Source organism: Thermocrinis jamiesonii (genome assembly GCF_000702425.1).
GTDB classification, from domain to species: domain Bacteria; phylum Aquificota; class Aquificia; order Aquificales; family Aquificaceae; genus Thermocrinis; species Thermocrinis jamiesonii.
Genome location: NZ_JNIE01000002.1, coordinates 241,950 through 262,631 on the forward strand (window position 1 = coordinate 241,950; position 20,682 = coordinate 262,631).

The following is a 20,682-nucleotide window of genomic DNA, read 5'->3' on the forward strand; positions in this document are numbered from 1 at the left end:
TAATAAGGCAACTCAACGCTTTACCAATTTCTCACTCAATGTATATGAGCTGTTCGAAAAATGCCACCTTAGGAGAGTGATGGTATAAAAAAGATCCTTATGAGGTTGTTCTAAAAATCCCTCATCGGGGCGTCCCCCCAACCTCTAAGGGAACTAACCTTCTCCTCACCCTGTTCCACGCCCCTTCCACCAATAAAGGCTTCAGAGGAGAAAGGTCCCTTGGTAGAACCTTTCCAAGAACAGGGAAGAGGAAGGCGGACTTCAGAACTTGCCAAGCACTTTGAGAAGTAGTTTTAGCTACTTCTCCCTGCTTGGGATTCCTTCCGTTGACGGCCTCACAGGAACTTGGCTCGCCCTGAAGGCTTTTAAGCTTTTCTAAAAGCAAGTCCTTTGCTTTTTGAACTTGCTTTAACTCAGAGTTTATAGCATTTCTTTTGTATTGGTTAGTCTCTTTCTTAAACTGTTCTTTTAGCTCTTTTTCTTTCTCTTGGTAAGTGTAGATTGCATACTCTAAGTATTCCCTGTCTGAAAGAAGTTTAAGGTAATTCTCAGGGACTTCTTCCTTAAAGCCTAAAGCCCTTCTTCCTATCACGTAAGCGGATGCTATGTCTTTGTCTATCCCAAACTGTGGTGCATATTTTAGTGCTCCTATAACAGAAGTGAAAGCGGGATTTACCTTGATAACTTCTATTCCACTTAGCTTTGCAGTTCTTTCAATCTTTGAAAGCAAGCTCTTAAAGTTCCAATGGTGTAGTCTCTTCCTTAGCTTAGCCTTCCCATCCCCACGATAACCACGATTGATTTTCTTTAAGTTTTCTATAGCTATTGCTTTTCCTTTCTCTTTTGCTATTTCTACTACCTTATGAGCTATTAGCCATTCCTGATATTCCTTTTTATTCTTTGAAAGTCCTATCAACTCGTGCAAGCTAATATTTTGATAGCTCAAAAGATTTCCATCAGGGCTAACCTCTGCTAAAGCTAAATGCAGTGGGCTTGCGTTTGTGTCTATGGCTATTACTCCATACTCTTTGGTTAGCCATACTTCAGGTGTGGGAACTTCAAAAGAAACACTTCCATAAATCTCTCCATCCCTTAGCTTTAGCTCTACTGTGTAAGGGAAATAAACTTTACTTTGCCAGCTCGTTTGAAGCATAGTCAAAAATGTGTTCCACTTATCCTTTGCGTTGCTTGGTTCCCTTAACACCTTTGCGTAAATGAACTTTCTCTCACCTACCGTAATCCTTAAAAGAAGCTCTCCGTTTATGCTTTCAAACCTTAAAAGTCTGTTTCCTTTATCTGCCTTTGAACCTACGCTTATTAAAGTCCCTTGTCTTAACTCTTTCCACATTCTTTTTAACTTTTCCCTACTTTTCTTGTCTCTGTTTTTACAGAGCTTTTCAAAAAGGGCTTTACCGCCAAACACCACTTTTTTGTCTGTTGGATATTGCTTTGCTTTGTAGATAGCAGAGTCTATGTACTTGGTAGGCAGGTCAGGAAAAAGCTGTCTTAGCTTTTGGTATATTTGGTTATGGGAGTTTTTGTCTTTCAGTAGTTTATAAGCTGACCTTATAGCGGATGATTGCTTACGCATTAATTCCAAAAGCTTTTTTCTGTCGGAACTGTTCAACTGAAGTTTAAACTGCACGCCTACATACATCTTAGGCTTTTATTATAACTACCTTGAGGGGTTTTTAGAACAATCTCATAAGGATCGAGGTTGTTCGAAAAAAGCCACTTTAGGAGAGTTATGGTATAAAAAAATCCTTATGAGAAGAAGCAGGTTACCTTTGAAAAAACTTTATGCCCTTACCAAACACATACTTGAAAATATAAACCTAAACCAAGTAAAAAAGAAAGGAAGACCTAAAAAATACGAAGAGCGGTTTATAATTGCCCTGTGGCTTTTCCAAATACTCAACAAAAGATCTTACAGAGAAACCTTTGAAACCGCTAAAAATGAAAACTTTGATGTCCCATCTCTTAGCAACTACCACTATAGAGTTAAACAGTTAGATGAAAAGCTCCTAAGGCTCATCCTGAAAGAACGTGCCAAACTGCTCCTTGAAGATAAACAAATCAAATGTTAAATAGCTGATACGGAAGGCTTTGGCTTTGGAGGCAAATACAACATTAACTGGAAAAGAGGAACGCAAATAAAAACTGTTCAGGCTCACGTTAGGCTTGAAGTGGTAAAAAGGTTGGCTCAAGCTTTAATCTTTTGAGAGAGGACTTAGCAAGGAAGACGGCTATTGCCTGTGCTATTCTTTGGAACTTTTGGCTACTTGTAATCTATTTATTTTTGTTTGCCTTATCCACTGCCTTATGCTTTAACCTATTCTTAAGGTATTCGGTGGATTTTTCAAACAGCCTTAGATCCTTATTGACTTTTTGAATTTTTTAATGTATACTCTTAACTTGTTAACAAGCTCCATAATTTTGGACAGAGCTATTAACCATGAAGATTTACATAAACGGTGAAGAAACAGACGTTCCAGAGGGTATTACCCTTGCACAGCTGATAGAGCTGAAAGGTATAAAAGTGAGAGAAATAGGTTTTGCGATTTCTGTAAATGAAGAAGTAATTCCAAAATCAAGGTATGGAGAATACAGGCTTTCTGAGGGTGATAGAGTAGAAATAGTCCATATAGTAGGTGGTGGCTAAAATTACATATGCGGACCTGAAAGGTATCTTCTTCTGCTTTCTATGGAAAAGAAGGCTATAAGCAAAATAATGAAGATTACAAAAGCCCGCGATATGAGCACATTTGGATCTGTTTGAGAAAGCACCTTAGGTAGTTGAACTATGCCCCAGAAGTATAGCAGAAGCACCAAAAACAAAGGAGAAACCACAGCGTAGAAATAAATCAGTCCCTTAGGTATTTTTATGAAACTATTTGTGTTTATTTCTTTATAGAAGTTATGAACGCCGAAGATCCAGACAAACACTATGATTTCCAACAATCCAAAGAACAACAGCATAAATGTACCAGCCCAAAAATCCACATCGTCTATAAAGCCCTTCACATAAGCGGATAAAAAGGCACCGAAGCTCACTATAATCATAGACACATTCACCGCTTTAGCATGACTCCACCTCATTTCGTCTTCCAAAAGTGCCACCAGTGGTTGAGTCAAGGCAAGGGATGATGTAAGAGCTGCTATAAAAAGAAGAAAGAACCATACTGCAGAAAGCAAGCTTCCTATTGGCAAAGACATCAGTATGGCAGGCATCGTTATAAAGCCAAGCCTAAAGGTTCCTTCCTTTGCCAGCTCTGGCACGCTCATAGCTCCAAAAACTGCAAAGGCTGCAGGTATGGCTATACTTGCACCTATAACAACTTCCACAAACTCATTTATACCTGCGGTATATAGCCCGGCTTTTACTACATCCTCATTTTTCTTCACATAGCTTGCATAGGTAGCTATTGCACCCATACCTAAGGAGAGGGTAAAGAATATCTGCCCAGAAGCTTCTAACCATACCTGAGGATCAGTCAGTTTTGAAAAATCCGGCTTGTATATAAACAGAAGTCCTTCTAAGCCCTTCCAACCGTTCATGCTTAAGGAGACTATACCAAGGAAGAGTCCCATAGCTATAAGAATGGGAAGACCATACTTGGCTGTGAGCTCTATACCCTTAACAATGCCCCTTTGAAGGATCACCCAATTGATGATAAGGGTTATTATCAGAAAAACCACCGCTATAGGTGAGGGTTTGGTATAGTCTTTGTAGAAAGAAACAAAAGGTTCCATAGCGATTCTGGGATCGTCAGAAACCACAGGTTCTGGCATTTGACCAAGCAAAGACATAAACGCAAAACCCAAAGTCCAAGATTCTATGTATATGTAATAGCAAACTATGAGTGTGGGTATTGATACCCCTATGGATCCCAGGACTCTTGAGCCATAGGAGTGATTGAAGAAGGATCCGATTATTCCCGTCATGGAACCATGTCCTTTTGCTCCAGCATACCTACCTATTACCCACTCTATGAGCATGAGAGGTATTCCAAGAAGAAAGAGGGCTACAAAGTAAGGGATCATAAAGGCTCCGCCACCGTATAAAGCTACCTTAGATGGAAAACGTAGCAAGTTACCAAGACCTACTGCATTTCCAGCAGCGGCGAATATCAAGCCTACCTTAGTCTTCCAAGTCTCCCTTTTCATACTTAGTTAATCAGCTTGTTTAAGTCCTCTTCTGTAGGCAAACCTGAGTGTATCCTACCATTGGAACCTATAAAAGTGGGAGTGCCGTTTATTCCAAGCTTTTCGGCCAGTGCTAAGTTGCTTTCCACCTTTCTTTTCCCTTCTTCACACTGATTGTCGGATTTATACCTACTTTTGTATTCTTCCCAACCTTTCTTGTCGCATATCAAAGACACGGACTTTGGAAAGGCATCTGGATGTATAGGAAGTGGGAATAAGATAACCCTTACCTCCACACCTTTCTCCTGTGCCCACTTTTCTACTATAGGCTCAGACCTCTTACAGAAAGGACAGTCTGGGTCTGTGAACATGTATATGAACTTACCAGAAGACTTTTCCCCAAAGACAAAGTCTGTGTGTTTTTCAAGCTCTTTTAACTCTTCTTGGCTTACCTTCATAAACTCTTGCTGTCTTTCCCTTGTTATATTTTTTTTGTCTGCTAAGCTTATCAGATTCCCAGCCATTATATACTTCATTTCTTTGTCCGTGTAAAAGACCAAAGGTTGAGCTCCTACTTTGATAACCACCTCACAAAGACCTTGAATGTCTTTCAAAGCTTGCACAGACTCTACTTTGAACTCCTGCGGAATAAGATCCTTTACTTCAGTCTTTATTTTATCCTCAGTAGGGCATGCTTTGGTTTGCTGACAGCTTGCTAACCCACCAAAGGCGACCAAAACCATTGTCAATACGGCTACCTTATTCCTCATAACAACCTCCTATTCCAATTATAAACCACTAACTTTCTGAATATAAACCTTCGTGTCAAACTTTCTTTGCAGTGCTGAGTAGTTATAATAAAAACCTGATGTATTTAAGCTTGCAGTTCAAACTCCAGCTGAACAGTCCAGGCAGAAAAAAGCTCTTTCAGCTAAGAGGAATAGGTTAGTTCCCTTAGAGGTTGGGGGACGTTTCAATGAGGGGTTTTGAAAAGCAACCTCAGTTAGTATAATAGACTGGAAAGATGTTCAATTTAGCTAAAAGCTATATCTTATTTTTCTTCTCCCACAAGAAAGCAGAATCAATAAGAGAAGCAATTTTCAGAACGTCTCTTATAAACTTATTCGCAAGAATTTTTGGATACTTGAGACAACTCTCAATAGCCATTCTCTTTGGTTTTAACTATCACACGGACGCTTTCTTTATGGCCCTTTCACTGATTGGCCTTTTTCTCATTTTTGCTGACGTCTTTGATTCTTTGGGGGTCCCTAACTTGGTCTTTACAAGACAAAAAGGTGAAGAAGAGTTCAAAAGGCTTGCAGGCTTGCTTTTTACTTTTACCACTATTCTCTCTGTTAGCCTTACTATGCTCTGCTTGGTTTTAATTCCAATACTTATAAGAATTCCAATAGGCTTTGACCAAAAAGCAAAAGAAAGCTTAGAAACTGCTATTCTTTTTTTAATACCATACCTTTTCTTTAATTTTTTCTTCCATCACTTTAGTGCAGTGCTAAGAAGTCTAAGAAGGTTCACCGCATACTTTGTAGGAGAGCTTATCTTTTCCTTGTCTGCTTTTTTGACCACTTTTTTAGGGCTTTATCACTTTAATAGTTTCGTAGTTTTGCCTATAAGCCTTAGCCTCTCTCAGGCTATAGCCACTGTTTATATGATCTACACAGGGAAAGAATTTTTGCACTTTAAGTTTTATATAGATGAACAAACCAAGAGTATCATAAAACACTTCTTCTACCTTCTTGCCCTGTATGGAGTTTTTCATCTATTCATAGTCGTGGATAGAATCTTTGCATCCCTTCTTGGGGAAAAGGGCATTTCTGCTCTAACTTACGGATCAATGCTAGCCTTTGCCGTCGGCGCAATAATCAAACTCCCCCTCATGTCTATCACAACCCTTGCAGAAACAAAAGGAAGCCTAAAAACCATAAACAAGTTTGCTAAATTTTCTCTTTTTATATCGCTTCCTACCACTCTTTTTCTGTTCTTCTTCTCTCACCTTCCAGTGGATATCCTCTTTGGACATGGAAAATTCACCAAAATGGATGTTGGTTTGACAGCTACCGCATTAAAGTATTATTCCCTAAGTCTTTTTTTCTACTTCTTTTGGCAAGTGCTTTATCGCGCCTTTCAGGTTTTAAGTTGGCTCAAACCTGTATTTTTTGTGGCTATAATTGGGGTAATAATCAATGGTCTTGCTAACTATGTTTTTGTGTTGGTCTTCAGGCTCGGAATTGCCGGGATCTGTCTTGGGACCTTTTTGGCTTATGCTTTTATTTCATTGACTTCTTACCTTTTGCTCTACAGAAGAGAAAAGATAGTTTCTGGTTCTAATAGCACTTCCTCGAGGAATTACAATATAGAATAGACTTAGAACAAGTATGAGCTTAAAGGATATAGAATTTCTAAAGGAAAAGAGTAGAAAATTTTACGCAAATGCTTTGTATCTTTTTGAGAAAGGAGATTACGACTTATGTGCTTTTAACTTGGAGCAGGCCTGCCAGCTTTTGCTGAAATATCTTATCGCTAAGCGCACTGGTGACTGGCCCAAAACTCATTACTTAGAACAACTTCTTAGAACTTTAAGTGAGGTTTATGAGATTCCAGAAATATACCAATACTATCTTGATAATGAGCTCTTTTTTGACGACTTAACAGATGCATACTTTACTACCCGATATTTTCCTAAGATCTTTACTAAAAGTTTGGCTGAAAAGCTGTTAAAAAGCTTTAAGAATTTTGTAAAATTTTTAGAGAGAGTGCTAAATGAAGAGTTTGAGTTTGATATATAAAAAGTTTTGGGAAGAAAGAAAGGAATACTTTGAAAATTATTTAGAGTGGGCAAAGAGAATAAAAGAAACCACTCGTGAATTGATCGGTGAAGATGTAAAAGTTATAGTCTTTGGCTCTGTTGTTAGAAAGGACTGGACGCCAGTAAGCGACATAGACGTTTTGATTATTTCAGACAATCTTTCAAAAAATTGGGAGGAAAATAGATGGTTAAGAACTGAAATTAAAAAAAGAATAAGTCCCTTTTCTCCTTTTCAGATACACTTAGCAACTACTGAAGAATTTAAAAATTGGTGGAAAAATTTTATTAAGGAAGATTATGTTGAGGTGTGAGGTATGAGTGGTATAATAAGTATCATGAACAACACTCAGTGTCCCATTTGTCTGACAGAGGTAGCAAAAGAGAACTACAGTGAAACCTACATAAGTCCTTACAACAACCAAGAATACAAGCGTTATGAGTGTCCAAACTGCGATGTTCATTGGTGGGAGCCGTTAAAGATTATCCCAGAGTTTTATGAAAGTGAAGTAATTGAAAGTTATATAGCTCTGCATGAAGGAATTGGATTAAGATTAGGACAAAATCACGAAGCTTTTTTTGAGTATTTTCCGCAGAATATCCGTGGCAGGCTACTTGACGTTGGATGTGGTAATGGTTTGTTTTTAAAACATGCAAAGCAAGCGGGTTTTGAAGTGTGGGGGATAGATTTTGACAGAAAGTCTGTAGAAGTCGCAAGGAAAGCATTAAACACAGACACCATCTATGCCATGAGCCTTGAGGAGTTTTACGAGTATGCAAGTAAAGAAGGGCTTAAGTTTGATGTAATAACCTTCTTTGAAGTCCTTGAGCATCAGGATAAGCCGAGGGAGTTTTTGGAGATGGTTAAGGGGCTTTTAAAGGAAGGAGGCTACATAGCTGGAAGCGTGCCAAACAGGGAGAGGCTTTTTGCTAAAGATATTGATTGGAAATATTTTCATGGTGATTATCCACCGAATCATTTTCTCCGTTTTTCAAAGGAATGTTTGGAAAAAGTTTTAAAGCTTTCTGGCTTTTCGGAAGTAAGCGTAAGAAGGTTGGATTTTCCTTTTAAGGAGTTTTTTCCTTATTTAGAAAAGAGGTTCTTTGGCAACTTATTAGACGGGCTAAAGCATAAGCTTAAGGCTATGGTGGTTGGAAGCGAAAGAAGGGCAAGAGTGTATGCGGTAGAGGATTTTGACAAAGTATCTGAAAAGAAAGCTCTTGCTACAGTATTGAAAGCATTAAAGCTTGGAAGAAATCTGGTTCTTTTACCTTTAGCTCTCCTATACTTGGGTAAGCTTAAAGGGAATGGGATGCATCTTTATTTTCAGGCTAAAGGCTAAAAAGTCATGAGAAAGCTAATGTTTTTAATACCGCATTTAGGGAGCGGAGGAGCAGAGAGAGTTTTAAAAAATCTTACAGATGGACTTAGGGATTACGAAAATTACATAGTTCTATTTGAAAATGTTGTTAAGTATAATGTAAATGGAGAATTAGTAATTCTAAATAGTCCAGCATCAAAAAATCTTGTCAAAAAACTTATCAATCTTCCCATTAGATACTACAAAATAAGAAAGCTAAAAAAGGAAATAAAACCATATGCAGTAGTGAGCCTGCTTGAGCCTGCCAACTTCTACAACGCCATAACTAAACTCAAAAACCAAAAAGTAATATTATCCCTACGCTCAAACTATACAATCACCTTTAAAGAAGATCCTTTTTTCGGAGATAAAATAACAAGAAAAATCTTATTTTTTGCCTACAAGCTTGTTTTTAAAATTTTCTACAACAAAGCAGATTACATAGTTGCAATATCAAAAGGTGTAGCTTTGGATGCGGTAAGAAGTTTTGGGATGAACTCAGAAAAAGTGGTAGTTATTTACAATCCTTATCCAATAGAAGACATAGAGGAGTTAGCAAAGGAGGATTTAAGGGAGTGGGAAAGTGTATTTGAAGGTCCAGTAATCATCACCGCTGGCAGACTAACCAAACCAAAAGGTCAGTGGTATCTTTTAAGAGTTTTTAGGCAGTTAAAAGAAACCCACAAAGATCTAAAGCTTGTCATACTTGGGGAAGGCGAGCTAAAGGAATACTTAGTAAAGCTTTCGGAAGAGCTTGGGCTAAGGACCTTCGTTTGGGACAGAGATAAGCTTTCCGAAGATTTTGACGTTTATTTTCTTGGCTTTCAGAAAAATCCCTTTAAGTTTATTGCAAGGTCAAAGCTTTTTGTCTTTCCATCCCTTTGGGAGGGTTTTCCTAACGCTTTAGTTGAAGCTATGGCTTGTGGTGTGCCGGTTGTTTCTTCTGATTGCAGGAGTGGTCCAAGGGAGATACTGGCACCCAACACTGATGTGGAGTATCAGACTGAAAAGCCAGAGTTTGCAGAGTATGGTGTGCTTATGCCTGTGTTTGATGTAAAATTTAAATCAGCAAAGAAGCCGTTGGAAGAAAAGGAGAGGATGTGGGTGGAAATTTTAGAAAAGCTGATAGAGGATGAGGAGCTTAGAAAAGCTTATTCAATCAAGGGGAAACAAAGAGCTGAAGATTTCAGCTTGGAAAAAATTGTGGACAAATGGAAAAGATTGATAGAAGGAGTTTATAACGCATGAATGTAAATCGTAATCCTAAAGTAACAGTTATAATTCCAACAATAGGACGAGATACTTTACCTAAAGCACTGGAAAGCGTAATTAATCAAACGTATAAAAATTTAGAAATTATAATAACAGACGACACAGAAGAAAGAAAAGCATTTCAGTTAGTTTCTCCATATTTAGAAAAAGATAATAGGATTAGATACATAGTTAATACTAAATACAGACATGGACCAGCAGGAAACAAGAACAATGGATTAGACCATATAACTGGTGAATATTTTACAATATGCGACGATGATGATACTTTATCTCCAGATGCCATTGAGAGCATGGTTAATATAGCTATTGAAAAGGGTTACATGATTGTTTTGGGAAATTATATTAATCAATATGGTAAATATACTGGAAAACATTATGGTAAAAATCAAGAAGTAGAATATTCATCCTTTTTATGCAGTGTATTTGACGGGGACTATAGTTTTATAGTAAGGACTGATCTTTTAGGTAAAGATAGATACTTAGACGAGTGTTGGGGAGGCGAGGGTATATTGTGGTTAAGATTATTCAAAAGAGCTGGGAAAGGTTATTACATTCATAGAACTATGGGGAAAGTCAGGGCACAAGGAGAAGATAGTGTTACCAAAAGAGCGGTATTGCCCAATATAGCTTCAAGGCAGGTTTTAACTTATGTACACTATATAGACCTTTTTTTTGAAGATTATAAAAAATATTGTCCCAAAAATATTATAAGGTACTCGATCAGTGGTATAACTTTTTCAAATCTATCTGGAGAAAAAAGGAAAATAATATGGTTTTTGACTAAATCTTTTAAAGCATCAAAGCTATATACTTTCTTATTTGTCATACCTTGGGCTATTTTTTGTTTTTTAGCACCAAAATATCTACTGCGAAAATTATGGGCAAGTAATATAAAAAACTACCTAAAAAAATTATTCTTTTCTTAAGGAAGGAAAAAGATGAAAATTAACACTAATCACCTATTTAGCATTCAGAAGCCGCCTTTTCTATCTAATTGCTTAAGATTTATTGGTAGATTAGTTCCGAATATAAAATATATTAGAGCGATACCCAATAGGATTCTTAAACCTATAAATAGTTTGTTAGGATTTAGAGGCCCATATATAGTTAAAATTGATGAGTTTTATATGTGCTTACTTCCAGAAGAATGCGTGGATGGGAATTTATACTTTAGCGCTCATCTATATGACCGCAAGGAGATTTTGTTTCTCTTAAAAAGATTTCCTAAGGATGGAGTTTTAATAGATGCTGGAGCATACAAAGGTTACTGGTCTTTAAAATTTGCGTGTAGATATCCAAATGCAATGATTTATGCCATTGAACCTAATCCTTATGTATTTGATGTATTAAAATTTAACATTAAAATCAACGGTTATAAAAATATTGTTCCAATCAATTTGGGATTATCGGATAATGAAGAGGAGCTTTATTTACACTTAAACCTTTCAGGAAATCTTGGAGGAAGTACTTTTAGAGAAGGAATTATTATTAATGGAGATAAAATTAAAGTAAAAGTGGCTCCATTGCTAAAGATCATCAACGAATTTAACATTGAAAAGATAGATATCTTAAAACTTGATATAGAAGGGTTTGAACCCAGGGTGCTCTCAAAATTCTTCTCTCAAGCACCTAAACATTTATATCCAAAGTATATTGTTTTAGAAATGCATTTTTTTTCTATTACTGATCTTCCTTATGAATTTCAAAAAAATTATAGAGTGGTTTTGAAGGGCAGAGAAAATTGGGTTTTTCAAAGGAGTTCTTAACCCATGTGTCGCATAGTGGGCTTCTTAGACCTTAACTATAAGCAAGATTATCCAATGGATAAAACCATTCTGAATATGCGAGATACTCTCACTCACGGTGGTCCAGACGATGCGGGTGTTTATTTAGATAAAGACATACCTTTAGCCTTTGGACACAGGAGACTTTCCATTTTGGACCTTAGCCCTCTTGGGCGCCAACCTATGGAGTTTGAAAATCTGGTGATTACATACAATGGAGAGGTGTATAACTTCAAGGAAATAAGGCAAGAGCTTGAAAAAGAAGGATACAAATTTTTCTCAAATTCAGACACTGAAGTAATCTTGAAGGCTTTCCACAGATGGGGTATGCAAGCGGTTCAAAAGTTTAGAGGAATGTTTGCTTTTGCCCTGTGGGACAAAGAAAAGAAAGAGCTTATTCTTTGTAGAGATAGGGTTGGTGTTAAGCCTCTTTTTTACTACTACAAAAATGGCCTGTTTATGTTTGCGTCTGAGCTTAAGGCATTTCATAAACACCCAAAGTTTGAAAAGGAGATAGACCCTATAGGCCTATCGCTTTATCTACAGTATGGCTACATTCCTGCACCATACACCATATTTAAAAATACCTTCAAACTAAAACCTGCCCATTTTTTGATCGTAAAACCAAATGGAGAGATAGAAGAGATCCCTTACTGGAGCATTGAAACCTTTTTTAAAGAGGGAAGGTCTAAAAAAGATATTTGGCTAAAGAAGAGAGAAGATGAACTTGCCCAAGAGCTTGAAGACATTCTTACGGAAAGCTTTAAGCTTAGGCTTGTGTCTGATGTGCCTGTGGGAATGTTTCTCAGCGGTGGCATAGACTCCTCTACCGTTTGTGCCCTTTTGGCAAAGGAAGGAATAAGACTAAAGACATTCACCATAGGATTTTACGAGAAAGAATACAACGAGGCAGAATACGCAAAGAAGATTGCAGAGTATCTTGGAACAGAACACACAGAGCTTTACTGCACTCCAAAAGAAGCCTTTGAGATTATTCCCAAGCTTCCTGAGATATACGATGAACCGTTTGGAGATTCTTCAGCCATACCGACCTGCCTTGTTTCTAAGCTTGCAAGGTCCCAGGTAAAAGTTTCTCTTTCCGCAGACGGAGGAGATGAACAGTTTTGCGGATATTCAAATTATTGGCTAATTTCAGACAAAATAAAAAAACTTTCAAAAATTCCTTTTTCAGGGTTAATATCTAAGCTTCTTGATGTTATCCATCCAGATTTTGCTCAAAAGATCTACAATACTTTAAAACCAATACTGCCAAAATACACAAACTTCAGGGACAAGTTTATAAAGCTCAGAAATGTTCTAAAGGTTGGGGATAGCATGGAGATGTATAACCTTGCGGTAAGCTATTTTTTGGAAGAGGACCTTAAAGAGCTTGGGCTTAATTCTTACAGAAGATTAACAGACTGGAGCAAAGAGCCAAAACTTGACCTTTTGAGCTCAATGATGTTAACAGACCTAAAAACTTACCTGCCAGATGATATACTAGTAAAGGTGGATAGAGCAACCATGGCTGTTGCTTTGGAAGGAAGAGAGCCTTTTTTGGACCATATGATCTTAGAATGGACCTGCCAATTGCCATCGGAATTCAAATACAAAAACGGAGTCAGCAAATACATCCTTAGAAAGGTTTTGTATAAATATGTTCCAAGGGAGCTTTTGGATAGACCAAAGCAAGGTTTTGGCGTGCCAATATATGAATGGTTTAAAAGAGATTTGAAGGAGCTATACATAGAATATCTAAGCGAGCACAGAATAAGATCTGCAGGTATTTTTGATTTTTTAGCAGTAAAAAGACTACTTGACGATTATTTTATGGATAGAGGAGTAAATCACAACAAGCTTTGGCTTTTGTTCGTGTTTGAATTGTGGAGGGAAAAATGGATTTGATTTTTATTAAAGGAAAAATTAAAAGATTGATGAAATTAGGTCCTTTTGGAGTTTTTAAATGTTTGTATCATAGACATAAGCTAAAGAGATTAGTAGAAAATATAGGTATAGATATTGATCCTTGGCATATACACGGTAATTTCTTTTGCAGATATTACAAACGAATAGTTGTCAATATTGTAAACTCACTTAAACCAGAAATAGTAGTTGAAGTTGGGTGTGGCATAGGAGAGATTATAAGTAGAGTTAATGCAAGCACTAAAATAGGCATAGATATTAACAGCGATTTGATTAAGTTAGCTAAAATTGTTAACGCTGAAGCAGAGTATATAGTTGGTGATTTTTCTACAATTCTTTCTTTGCCATTTAATAGAATAGATTGCCTACTTACCGTAGGTGTAATCCATGGCATTTCGCAAGATGATTTAAGAAACTACATAAAGTCAATAATTGATAAAAAGAAAGTTAAATACATACTTACTGATAATTACAAAGAGAGCTATCCATACAAAAATAAAACTTACTCTCATAATTTGGAAAGTTACGATGAGCGCATTACGCTCTTAGAGATATTTGACGATGGAGAAGGATATAGAGATTTCTTTCTATGGAGAGTAGATTATGAGCGCTAAATACTTAATCAGGCTTGATGATGCTTGTCCAACTATGGACATAGAGAAGTGGAACCTAATAGAGCAATGCTTGGATAAACATAATCTTAAACCTCTTGTAGCAGTTATTCCTGACTGTAAAGATGAGAGCTTACACTTTAACGAACCTGTAAAAGACTTTTGGCAGATTGTAAAAAGATGGAAAAGTAAAGGATGGACTATTGGCATGCATGGGTATCAGCATGTCTACGTCGAATTGAAAGACAAGAAAAAGTCTTTAGTTCCCATACATAACAGAACTGAGTTTGCAGGCTTGCCCTATGAAGTTCAAAAGGAAAAAATTGAGAAGGCTTGGAAGATTTTCCTGAGTCAGGGCATTAAGCCAGATGTATGGGTGGCACCAGCACATACTTTTGATTTAAATACTTTAAAAGCTTTGGAAAAAGTTACAGAAATAAGAATTGTTTCAGATTGTTTTGCTTTTTATCCATTTAAGTATAATAATTTCTTCTTTGTTCCACAACAGCTGTGGAAATTTATAAGATTTCCATTCGGTGTATGGACCATCTGCTTACATCCAAATACTATGTCAAAAGATGATTTTAATAAATTGGAGCTTTGGCTTCAAAGTAGCAGGGAACAGTTTGTAAATTTCTCCCAAGTTGAATTAAAAAACAGAAGTTGGACTGCTTTAGAAAGGTTTATTAACCACAACTTTTGGTTTGACAATAATAAGAAGAACTGGTTTAAAATTATCAAGCGCGTGATGAAATGAAAAGTTCCAATAGAAATATTTTCTTTCTTATTAACTCCTTAGCTGGGGGTGGGGCAGAAAAAGTTCTTGTTAGACTTCTGCATTATTTAAAGCCAGAGAAATTATTTCTTTTAGAAAAAGATATCGCCTATCAAGTTGAAGAAGAACCTACACTTCTAAGCTCTCATTCAAAGAACACAAATCCTTTACTTAAGACTTTTTTTATCCCAATCTATGCCTATAGATTAGCAAAAAACATAGGAGAAAATTCCGTGGTAATATCCTTTTTAGAGAGGGCAAATTTTGTAAATGTCTTTTCTAAGCTATACAAAAAACACAAAGCGGTAATTTCCGTTCGTACGGATCAAGATAAAGGACATGTGGGATTTAGAAAGTTTAATAAACTGCTTGTTAAACTATTTTATCCAAGAGCAGACCTTTTAATCGCCGTAAGTGAAGGAGTTAAAAAAAGCTTGATATCACTTGGTATAGAAGAAGGAAAAATAAAAGTTATTTACAATCCTTTTCCGATAGAAAACATAGAGGAGTTAGCAAAGGAGGATTTAGGGGAGTGGGAAAGTGTATTTGAAGGTCCAGTAATCATCACCGCTGGCAGACTAACCAAACCAAAAGGTCAGTGGTATCTTTTAAGAGTTTTTAGGCAGTTAAAAGAAACCCACAAAGATCTAAAGCTTGTCATACTTGGAGAGGGTGAGTTAAAGGGATATTTAGTAAAGCTTTCGGAAGAGCTTGGGCTAAGGACCTTTGTTTGGGACAGAGATAAATTTTCTGAAGATTTTGACGTTTATTTTCTTGGCTTTCAGAGAAACCCCTTTAAGTTTATTGCAAGGTCAAAGCTTTTTGTCTTTCCATCCCTTTGGGAGGGTTTTCCTAACGCTTTAGTTGAAGCCATGGCTTGTGGTGTGCCTGTTGTTTCTTCTGATTGCAGGAGTGGTCCAAGGGAGATTTTGGCACCTAACACTGATGTGGAGTATCAGACTGAAAAGCCAGAGTTTGCAGAGTATGGTGTGCTTATGCCTGTGTTTGATGTAAAATTTAAATCAGCAAAGGAGCCGTTGGAAGAAAAGGAGAGGATGTGGGTGGAGGTACTTGATAGAATGCTTAGGGATGAAAGTTTAAGGATGGAATATTCCACAAAAAGTAAAAAAAGAGCAGAAGATTTTAGGATTGAGAAGGTTATAGAAAAATGGATGGAGGTGATAGGATGAAAATAACTTTTTCCTTTGGTAGAAATTGGAAAAACTATGTTAGAACGGTTGACCAAAGAGTTATTGAAGAGGCAAAGCTGAGTCTTCTGAGATATTTACCAGAAAATGCATACAAGGATAAAACTTTCATAGATGTTGGTTGTGGTTCAGGTTTGTTTTCGTTAGCAGCCCTTTTATTAGGGTGTAAACAGGTTATCAGCTTTGATTTGGACCCAGAGAGCATAGAAGCTACTAAGTTACTTCAAGAAAAATTTAAGTATCTTATACCTTCCTCATCTAAATGGGATGTATTTTTAGGTAATATTCTTGATGAAGGCTTAGTAAATACTCTCAAGGGACAAGGGGATATAGTATACAGTTGGGGTGTGTTGCATCATACTGGTAATATGTGGAAAGCTATAGAAAATACATCACATTTAGTAAAAGACCACGGTTATTTAATTATTGCACTATACAATCATGCTCCCTCATCAGAATTTTGGTTGAAGGTTAAAAAGTTTTACAATGCTAATCCTATAATACAACCAATCTTAATACTTTTATATGGAACCTACGCAAGTTTGGGATTTATGATTAGAAGAAGAACACTAAGTTTAAGGAGAGAAAGAGGAATGCATGTTTTTTACGATGCTATTGATTGGTTAGGTGGTTTGCCTTATGAATTTGCGTGTTTTGACGAAGTAAAAGAATTTGTGGAAAGCTTTGGATTTAGTCTTATAGGAAGCCCTACCAAACTACCCTGTGGCAAAGGTGTTCCCAGCAGTATATTTGATAAATTAAGAGCAAAAAATACAGGTTGCAACGAGTTTGTTTTTAAAAAGTCGCTATAGTAGGGTGTGCTATGTTTAAAAAGCTAAAAATCTGCGTAGTAGGACTTGGGTATGTGGGGCTTCCTTTGGCTGTAAGTTTAGCAAGACATTTTAGAGTAATTGGTTTTGACATAAACAAAAAGAGGATAGAGGAGCTTTTAAGCGGTGTGGATAGAACGGGTGAAGTGGAAGATGCAGAGGATTTAACTCAGGAAAACTTAGAATTTACAAGCGACCCATCTCGCATTGGAGAGTGCAATTTCATTATCGTGGCTGTGCCTACACCTGTGGATAAGCTAAAAAATCCAGACCTTTCTTTTCTCAAGTCTGCTTCAGAAACCGTGGGTAGGCATATGAAGCCTGGTAGTGTGGTGGTATACGAGTCCACTGTTTATCCCGGAGCTACAGAGGAGGTGTGTGTGCCAATATTGGAAAAGGAAAGCGGTCTTAAGTGGAAGAAAGATTTCTTTGTAGGATACTCTCCTGAGAGGGTCAATCCCGGAGACAAAGAGCATACATTAGAAAAAATCGTAAAAGTGGTAGCCGGTGATACTCCCGAAACCCTTGAGCTTATAGCCGAGGTATACGGAAAGATAATTAAGGCTGGCGTTTATAAAGCCCCAGATATAAGAACCGCAGAAGCGGCAAAGGTTATAGAAAATATTCAAAGGGATATAAATATAGCCTTGATAAACGAGCTTGCCCTTATATTTCACCGGCTTGGGCTTGACACAAAAGAGGTGCTAAAGGCAGCTGGAACAAAATGGAACTTTTTGAAGTTTGAACCTGGATTGGTGGGAGGTCATTGCATACCAGTAGATCCATACTATCTTGCTCACAAATCCTTAGAAGTTGGCTATGTGCCAGAGCTCATACTGGCAGGAAGAAGAATAAATGAATTTATACCAATCTATATAGCTCACGAGCTTGTAAAATACCTTATTAAGACTGGGAAAAAAGTAAAAGGTGCCAGAGTTTTGGTGCTTGGAGCTTCTTTTAAGGAGAATGTGCCAGATGTAAGAAACAGCAAAGTGTTTGAAATTTTAAAGGAGCTTAAGGATTTTCAAGTAACCACGATCCTATACGATCCGGTAGCTAACAAAGAGGAGGTGAAGGAAGAGTATGGTGTAGATCTTGAAGAAGACTTTTCGCTTCATACACCATACGATGCCATACTGTTTGCAGTTAGACATAAAATATTTTTAGAGAAGTTTAATTTAGAAACTCTAAGAAAGCTTTGCAACGATCCGCCCATACTTTTTGATGTGAAGGGGGTCTTTGATAGAGAAGAAGCCCAAAAAATGGGTTTTATATACTGGAGGCTTTGATGTGGTCTAAATTGATGGAGGGTAAGTTAAAGTCTATTGATTTTTTGATAGTATGGGTGGTGTTTTACCTTTACTCCCTGTTTGTTGGTTTTTTAGTTCAATTCTTTGTTTTGCCCGTGCTTTTTCCTTCTGCCCATTGGAAGGATGGTCTAATGGTTGGTGGAGATTGGATATTCTTTCATTCAGAAGCAGTAGAATTGGCAAAGAAAATAGAGCTTGAAGGATGGGATGTTTGGAGTTTAAAACCACCACCTTATTATCAATCTATGATAGGGATAACTGCCCTGTTTTATGCATTGACTGGGATACACAAACCTTGGGTTATGTTGTTTTACAATGCATTTTTACATGCCAGTGCGGGAGTAATGCTTTTTTATCTACTTACGCTTTTCGAAGTTCCAAAAAAGTATGCTCTGATTTTTTCCGCTTTATTTGTAGTTTCCCCTACATCCCTTACCTGGGTTTCTCAAATTCACAAGGATGGTCTTTATATTTTGGGAATCTACTCTACTTTTCTTGCAATTGCCTTAGCATTTTCGCAAAAAACCTTCCATAATTTACTTGTAGTATTCTTTGGAATTTTGAGCGGTCTATCGTTTTTTATCGTCGGTAGGGAATACGCTGTAAAGATCTTTTTTTATTTCCACAGCTTTACAGTTTTAGTGGTCTTTGCTATCATAATTTTTCAACTTATAAAGAAAAACAAAGAAAAAACCTTACAATACTTAAAAACTCTGTCAGTAGTATTTTTAATTTTTCTTTTCTTTGACTTTTTACAACCACCACAACCACAACCACCACAACCACAACCACCACAACCACAACAACCACAACCACCACAACCACAACCACCACAACCACAACAACCACAACAACTACAACAACCACCACCACAACAACCACAACAACTACAACAACTGCAATGGTTTTGGAACCCTTGGATACCAGATAAAGTGGAATACCTTTTTTACCAGTTAGCTTACTGGAGAAACGAAGTTTGGCCTAAACATCTTTCTGGACATATGGGAGCTATTGATGAAGATTTAAGATTTTACAGTGTTTGGGATTTTATAGAATATACACCAAGAGCTTTTGTTGTAGGATTGTTTTCCCCTTTCCCAAGTTTTTGGTTTACAAAGGGCTCTACCACGGGTGGAACTATTGCCAGATACATAACCCCCTTTGAAGCTGTTTATCTTTACATAGCCTGGATACTTTTGCCCTTTGCCCTTTGGAAGCATAGAGGGAAACCTTGGCTCTGGATTATACTTTTAATCTCTCTTGGTTTTATATGGTTTCACACAGTAGCAGAACCCAACGTAGGTCCCATTGTAAGAAAAAGATACGGCTATGTTATGTTTCTTTCCGCTTTAAGCTATAGCGTATTTCTTACAGAGGTTTTTAAAAGGTGGAAAAAATCATAGTATTTTCCTCTAACACGGCATTTAGCCTTTACAACTTTAGACTGCATTTGATGAGAGAGTTAAAAAACAAAGGATTTCGTGTAGTAGCGGTATCTCCAAACGAAAGTGAGTATGCGTCCTTTTTGGCGAAAGAGTTTGAGTTTTACCCAATAAAAAATCTTGACCGTAAAGGTAAAAATCCTTTTAAAGACCTTTTGCTTCTTTTTGAATATTTAAGACTATACAAAACACTAAAACCACATTTGATAATAAACTTTACCATAAAGCCAAATATCTACAGCTCCATTGCAGGTGGTATTCTGGGCATTCCATCTATAAGCGTAGTCACTGGTTTAGGGTATGTGTTCATAAGTAAAACATGGCTTACAAACTTAGTAAAGCTATTATACAAAATAGCTTTTAGAGTCAATAAAATTGTAGTTTTCCAAAATAAGGATGACTTTGAAGAGCTAAAAGGTTTAACTGATAGAAAGGCACACCTAATAAAAAGCTCTGGTGTGGATATTGATTACTTTTCTCCTTCTTTTTGCGAAGAAAACAAAAAAGAAAAATTTACCTTCCTTTATGTTGGAAGATTTCTAAAGGATAAGGGACTTTTGGAACTCGTGAAAGCTTTTGAGAGGTTAAAATCTGAAAATCCAAAAGTTGAACTTTATTTGGTCGGTGATGTGGATGAGGGAAATCCTCGATCTATCAAAAGGGAGGAGTTAAAGAGCTGGTTAGATAAGGGTTTGGTTAATTGGATAGGCTTTCAAAAAGATGTCAGGCCCTTTTACTGCCTTGCAGATTGCGTAGTTTTGCCTTCTTACTACAGAGAAGGGATTCCAAGGGTTTTGTTGGAAGCTATGGCTATGGGAAAGCCCATAATCACCACGGACAGTGTTGGGTGCAGGGAAGTGTGTATTGATGAGTTTAATGGCTTTTTGGTTGAACCGAGAAATTGGGAAAGTCTTTACGAGGCTATGAAAAGGATGGTTGAGCTTGAAGAAGATAAGAGAAAGTCTATGGGGATGAAAGGCAGGCAGATGATTTTGGAAAGGTATGATGTAAAACTTATAGTTGAAAAATACCTCAAGCTGATTGAGTTAGTTGTTTGATAGAAGTAGAGGAATACCGCTTCTGCCTTTAGGTTTACAAGGATTTCCTCTATTGCTTTTAGTGTTTTGATCAGCCCAGTTTATAACTGCTAAAAGGTGCCCTAAATCCATAGAACTTCTTAACCATTAAGTTCGTCC

At 37.1% G+C, this 20,682-nt stretch carries 20 protein-coding genes; 17 read left to right on the forward strand and 3 right to left on the reverse strand.

Features of this window, described 5'->3' with window-relative positions; translation table 11 throughout:
- Positions 1-121: 121 nt before the first annotated feature.
- Positions 122-1,657, reverse strand: coding sequence for an IS200/IS605 family accessory protein TnpB-related protein (locus K217_RS0101375; RefSeq protein WP_029551347.1), 1,536 nt, complete (start codon positions 1,655-1,657; stop codon positions 122-124).
- A 109-nt stretch (positions 1,658-1,766) separates the two neighbouring features.
- Between K217_RS0101375 and K217_RS0101380 the strand changes: the two genes are divergently transcribed.
- The gene (locus K217_RS0101380) at positions 1,767-2,087 is read left to right on the forward strand and encodes a hypothetical protein (protein WP_029551348.1); all 321 of its coding nucleotides are present in this window, start codon (positions 1,767-1,769) and stop codon (positions 2,085-2,087) included.
- Between the two features lie 368 nt (positions 2,088-2,455).
- On the forward strand, positions 2,456-2,662 hold the full coding sequence (gene thiS / locus K217_RS0101385) for a sulfur carrier protein ThiS (protein WP_029551349.1): 207 nt from the start codon (positions 2,456-2,458) through the stop codon (positions 2,660-2,662).
- 2 nt (positions 2,663-2,664) lie between these two features.
- On the opposite strand, the gene K217_RS0101390 is transcribed toward thiS, so the two are convergent.
- Positions 2,665-4,167 carry a sodium-dependent transporter gene (locus K217_RS0101390; RefSeq protein WP_029551350.1) on the reverse strand — a complete coding sequence of 501 codons (1,503 nt, stop codon included), beginning with the start codon at positions 4,165-4,167 and terminating at the stop codon, positions 2,665-2,667.
- Positions 4,168-4,169: 2 nt separating this feature from the next.
- On the reverse strand, positions 4,170-4,916 hold the full coding sequence (locus tag K217_RS0101395; protein ID WP_029551351.1) for a DsbC family protein: 747 nt from the start codon (positions 4,914-4,916) through the stop codon (positions 4,170-4,172).
- A gap of 374 nt (positions 4,917-5,290) precedes the next feature.
- On the opposite strand from K217_RS0101395, the gene K217_RS0101400 reads away from it, so the two are divergent.
- Genes K217_RS0101400 through K217_RS0101470 form a run of 15 tightly spaced genes read left to right on the forward strand, consistent with a single transcriptional unit; the run spans position 5,291 to position 20,544 of the window.
- A complete protein-coding gene (locus K217_RS0101400) occupies positions 5,291-6,526 on the forward strand; it encodes a lipid II flippase MurJ (RefSeq protein WP_231476966.1) in 1,236 nt (411 codons plus the stop codon).
- A 13-nt stretch (positions 6,527-6,539) separates the two neighbouring features.
- Entirely contained in the window at positions 6,540-6,950 is a 411-nt protein-coding gene (locus tag K217_RS0101405) for a HEPN domain-containing protein (RefSeq protein ID WP_052178018.1), read from the forward strand.
- Positions 6,940-7,281: a nucleotidyltransferase domain-containing protein gene (locus tag K217_RS0101410; protein WP_052178021.1), complete on the forward strand. Its 342-nt coding sequence runs from the start codon at positions 6,940-6,942 to the stop codon at positions 7,279-7,281. Before K217_RS0101405 ends, K217_RS0101410 begins: the two co-directional genes overlap by 11 nt.
- A gap of 3 nt (positions 7,282-7,284) precedes the next feature.
- Positions 7,285-8,310, forward strand: a complete 1,026-nt coding sequence (locus tag K217_RS0101415; RefSeq protein WP_029551355.1) for a class I SAM-dependent methyltransferase — start codon at positions 7,285-7,287, stop codon at positions 8,308-8,310.
- Positions 8,311-8,316: 6 nt separating this feature from the next.
- On the forward strand, positions 8,317-9,576 hold the full coding sequence (locus K217_RS0101420; protein WP_029551356.1) for a glycosyltransferase: 1,260 nt from the start codon (positions 8,317-8,319) through the stop codon (positions 9,574-9,576).
- Positions 9,573-10,529 (forward strand): glycosyltransferase family 2 protein, encoded by a 957-nt coding sequence (locus K217_RS0101425; RefSeq protein WP_029551357.1) that lies wholly within the window; start codon positions 9,573-9,575, stop codon positions 10,527-10,529. The genes K217_RS0101420 and K217_RS0101425 overlap by 4 nt, the downstream gene beginning before the upstream one ends.
- A 12-nt stretch (positions 10,530-10,541) precedes the next feature.
- Entirely contained in the window at positions 10,542-11,369 is an 828-nt protein-coding gene (locus tag K217_RS0101430) for an FkbM family methyltransferase (RefSeq protein WP_029551358.1), read from the forward strand.
- Positions 11,370-11,372: 3 nt separating this feature from the next.
- Positions 11,373-13,292 (forward strand): asparagine synthase (glutamine-hydrolyzing), encoded by a 1,920-nt coding sequence (asnB, locus tag K217_RS0101435; RefSeq protein ID WP_029551359.1) that lies wholly within the window; start codon positions 11,373-11,375, stop codon positions 13,290-13,292.
- Entirely contained in the window at positions 13,283-13,924 is a 642-nt protein-coding gene (locus tag K217_RS0101440) for a class I SAM-dependent methyltransferase (protein ID WP_029551360.1), read from the forward strand. The genes asnB and K217_RS0101440 overlap by 10 nt, the downstream gene beginning before the upstream one ends.
- The gene (locus K217_RS0101445; protein WP_029551361.1) at positions 13,914-14,678 is read left to right on the forward strand and encodes a DUF2334 domain-containing protein; all 765 of its coding nucleotides are present in this window, start codon (positions 13,914-13,916) and stop codon (positions 14,676-14,678) included. Before K217_RS0101440 ends, K217_RS0101445 begins: the two co-directional genes overlap by 11 nt.
- On the forward strand, positions 14,675-15,886 hold the full coding sequence (locus tag K217_RS0101450) for a glycosyltransferase (protein WP_029551362.1): 1,212 nt from the start codon (positions 14,675-14,677) through the stop codon (positions 15,884-15,886). The genes K217_RS0101445 and K217_RS0101450 overlap by 4 nt, the downstream gene beginning before the upstream one ends.
- Complete coding sequence (locus K217_RS0101455) at positions 15,883-16,716, forward strand: class I SAM-dependent methyltransferase (RefSeq protein WP_052178023.1); 834 nt, start codon at positions 15,883-15,885, stop codon at positions 16,714-16,716. Before K217_RS0101450 ends, K217_RS0101455 begins: the two co-directional genes overlap by 4 nt.
- Positions 16,717-16,727: 11 nt before the next feature.
- Entirely contained in the window at positions 16,728-18,023 is a 1,296-nt protein-coding gene (locus K217_RS0101460; RefSeq protein ID WP_029551364.1) for a nucleotide sugar dehydrogenase, read from the forward strand.
- Positions 18,023-19,447 carry a hypothetical protein gene (locus K217_RS07755; RefSeq protein ID WP_029551365.1) on the forward strand — a complete coding sequence of 475 codons (1,425 nt, stop codon included), beginning with the start codon at positions 18,023-18,025 and terminating at the stop codon, positions 19,445-19,447. Before K217_RS0101460 ends, K217_RS07755 begins: the two co-directional genes overlap by 1 nt.
- Positions 19,432-20,544: a glycosyltransferase family 4 protein gene (locus K217_RS0101470; RefSeq protein ID WP_029551366.1), complete on the forward strand. Its 1,113-nt coding sequence runs from the start codon at positions 19,432-19,434 to the stop codon at positions 20,542-20,544. Before K217_RS07755 ends, K217_RS0101470 begins: the two co-directional genes overlap by 16 nt.
- Positions 20,545-20,682: the final 138 nt, after the last annotated feature.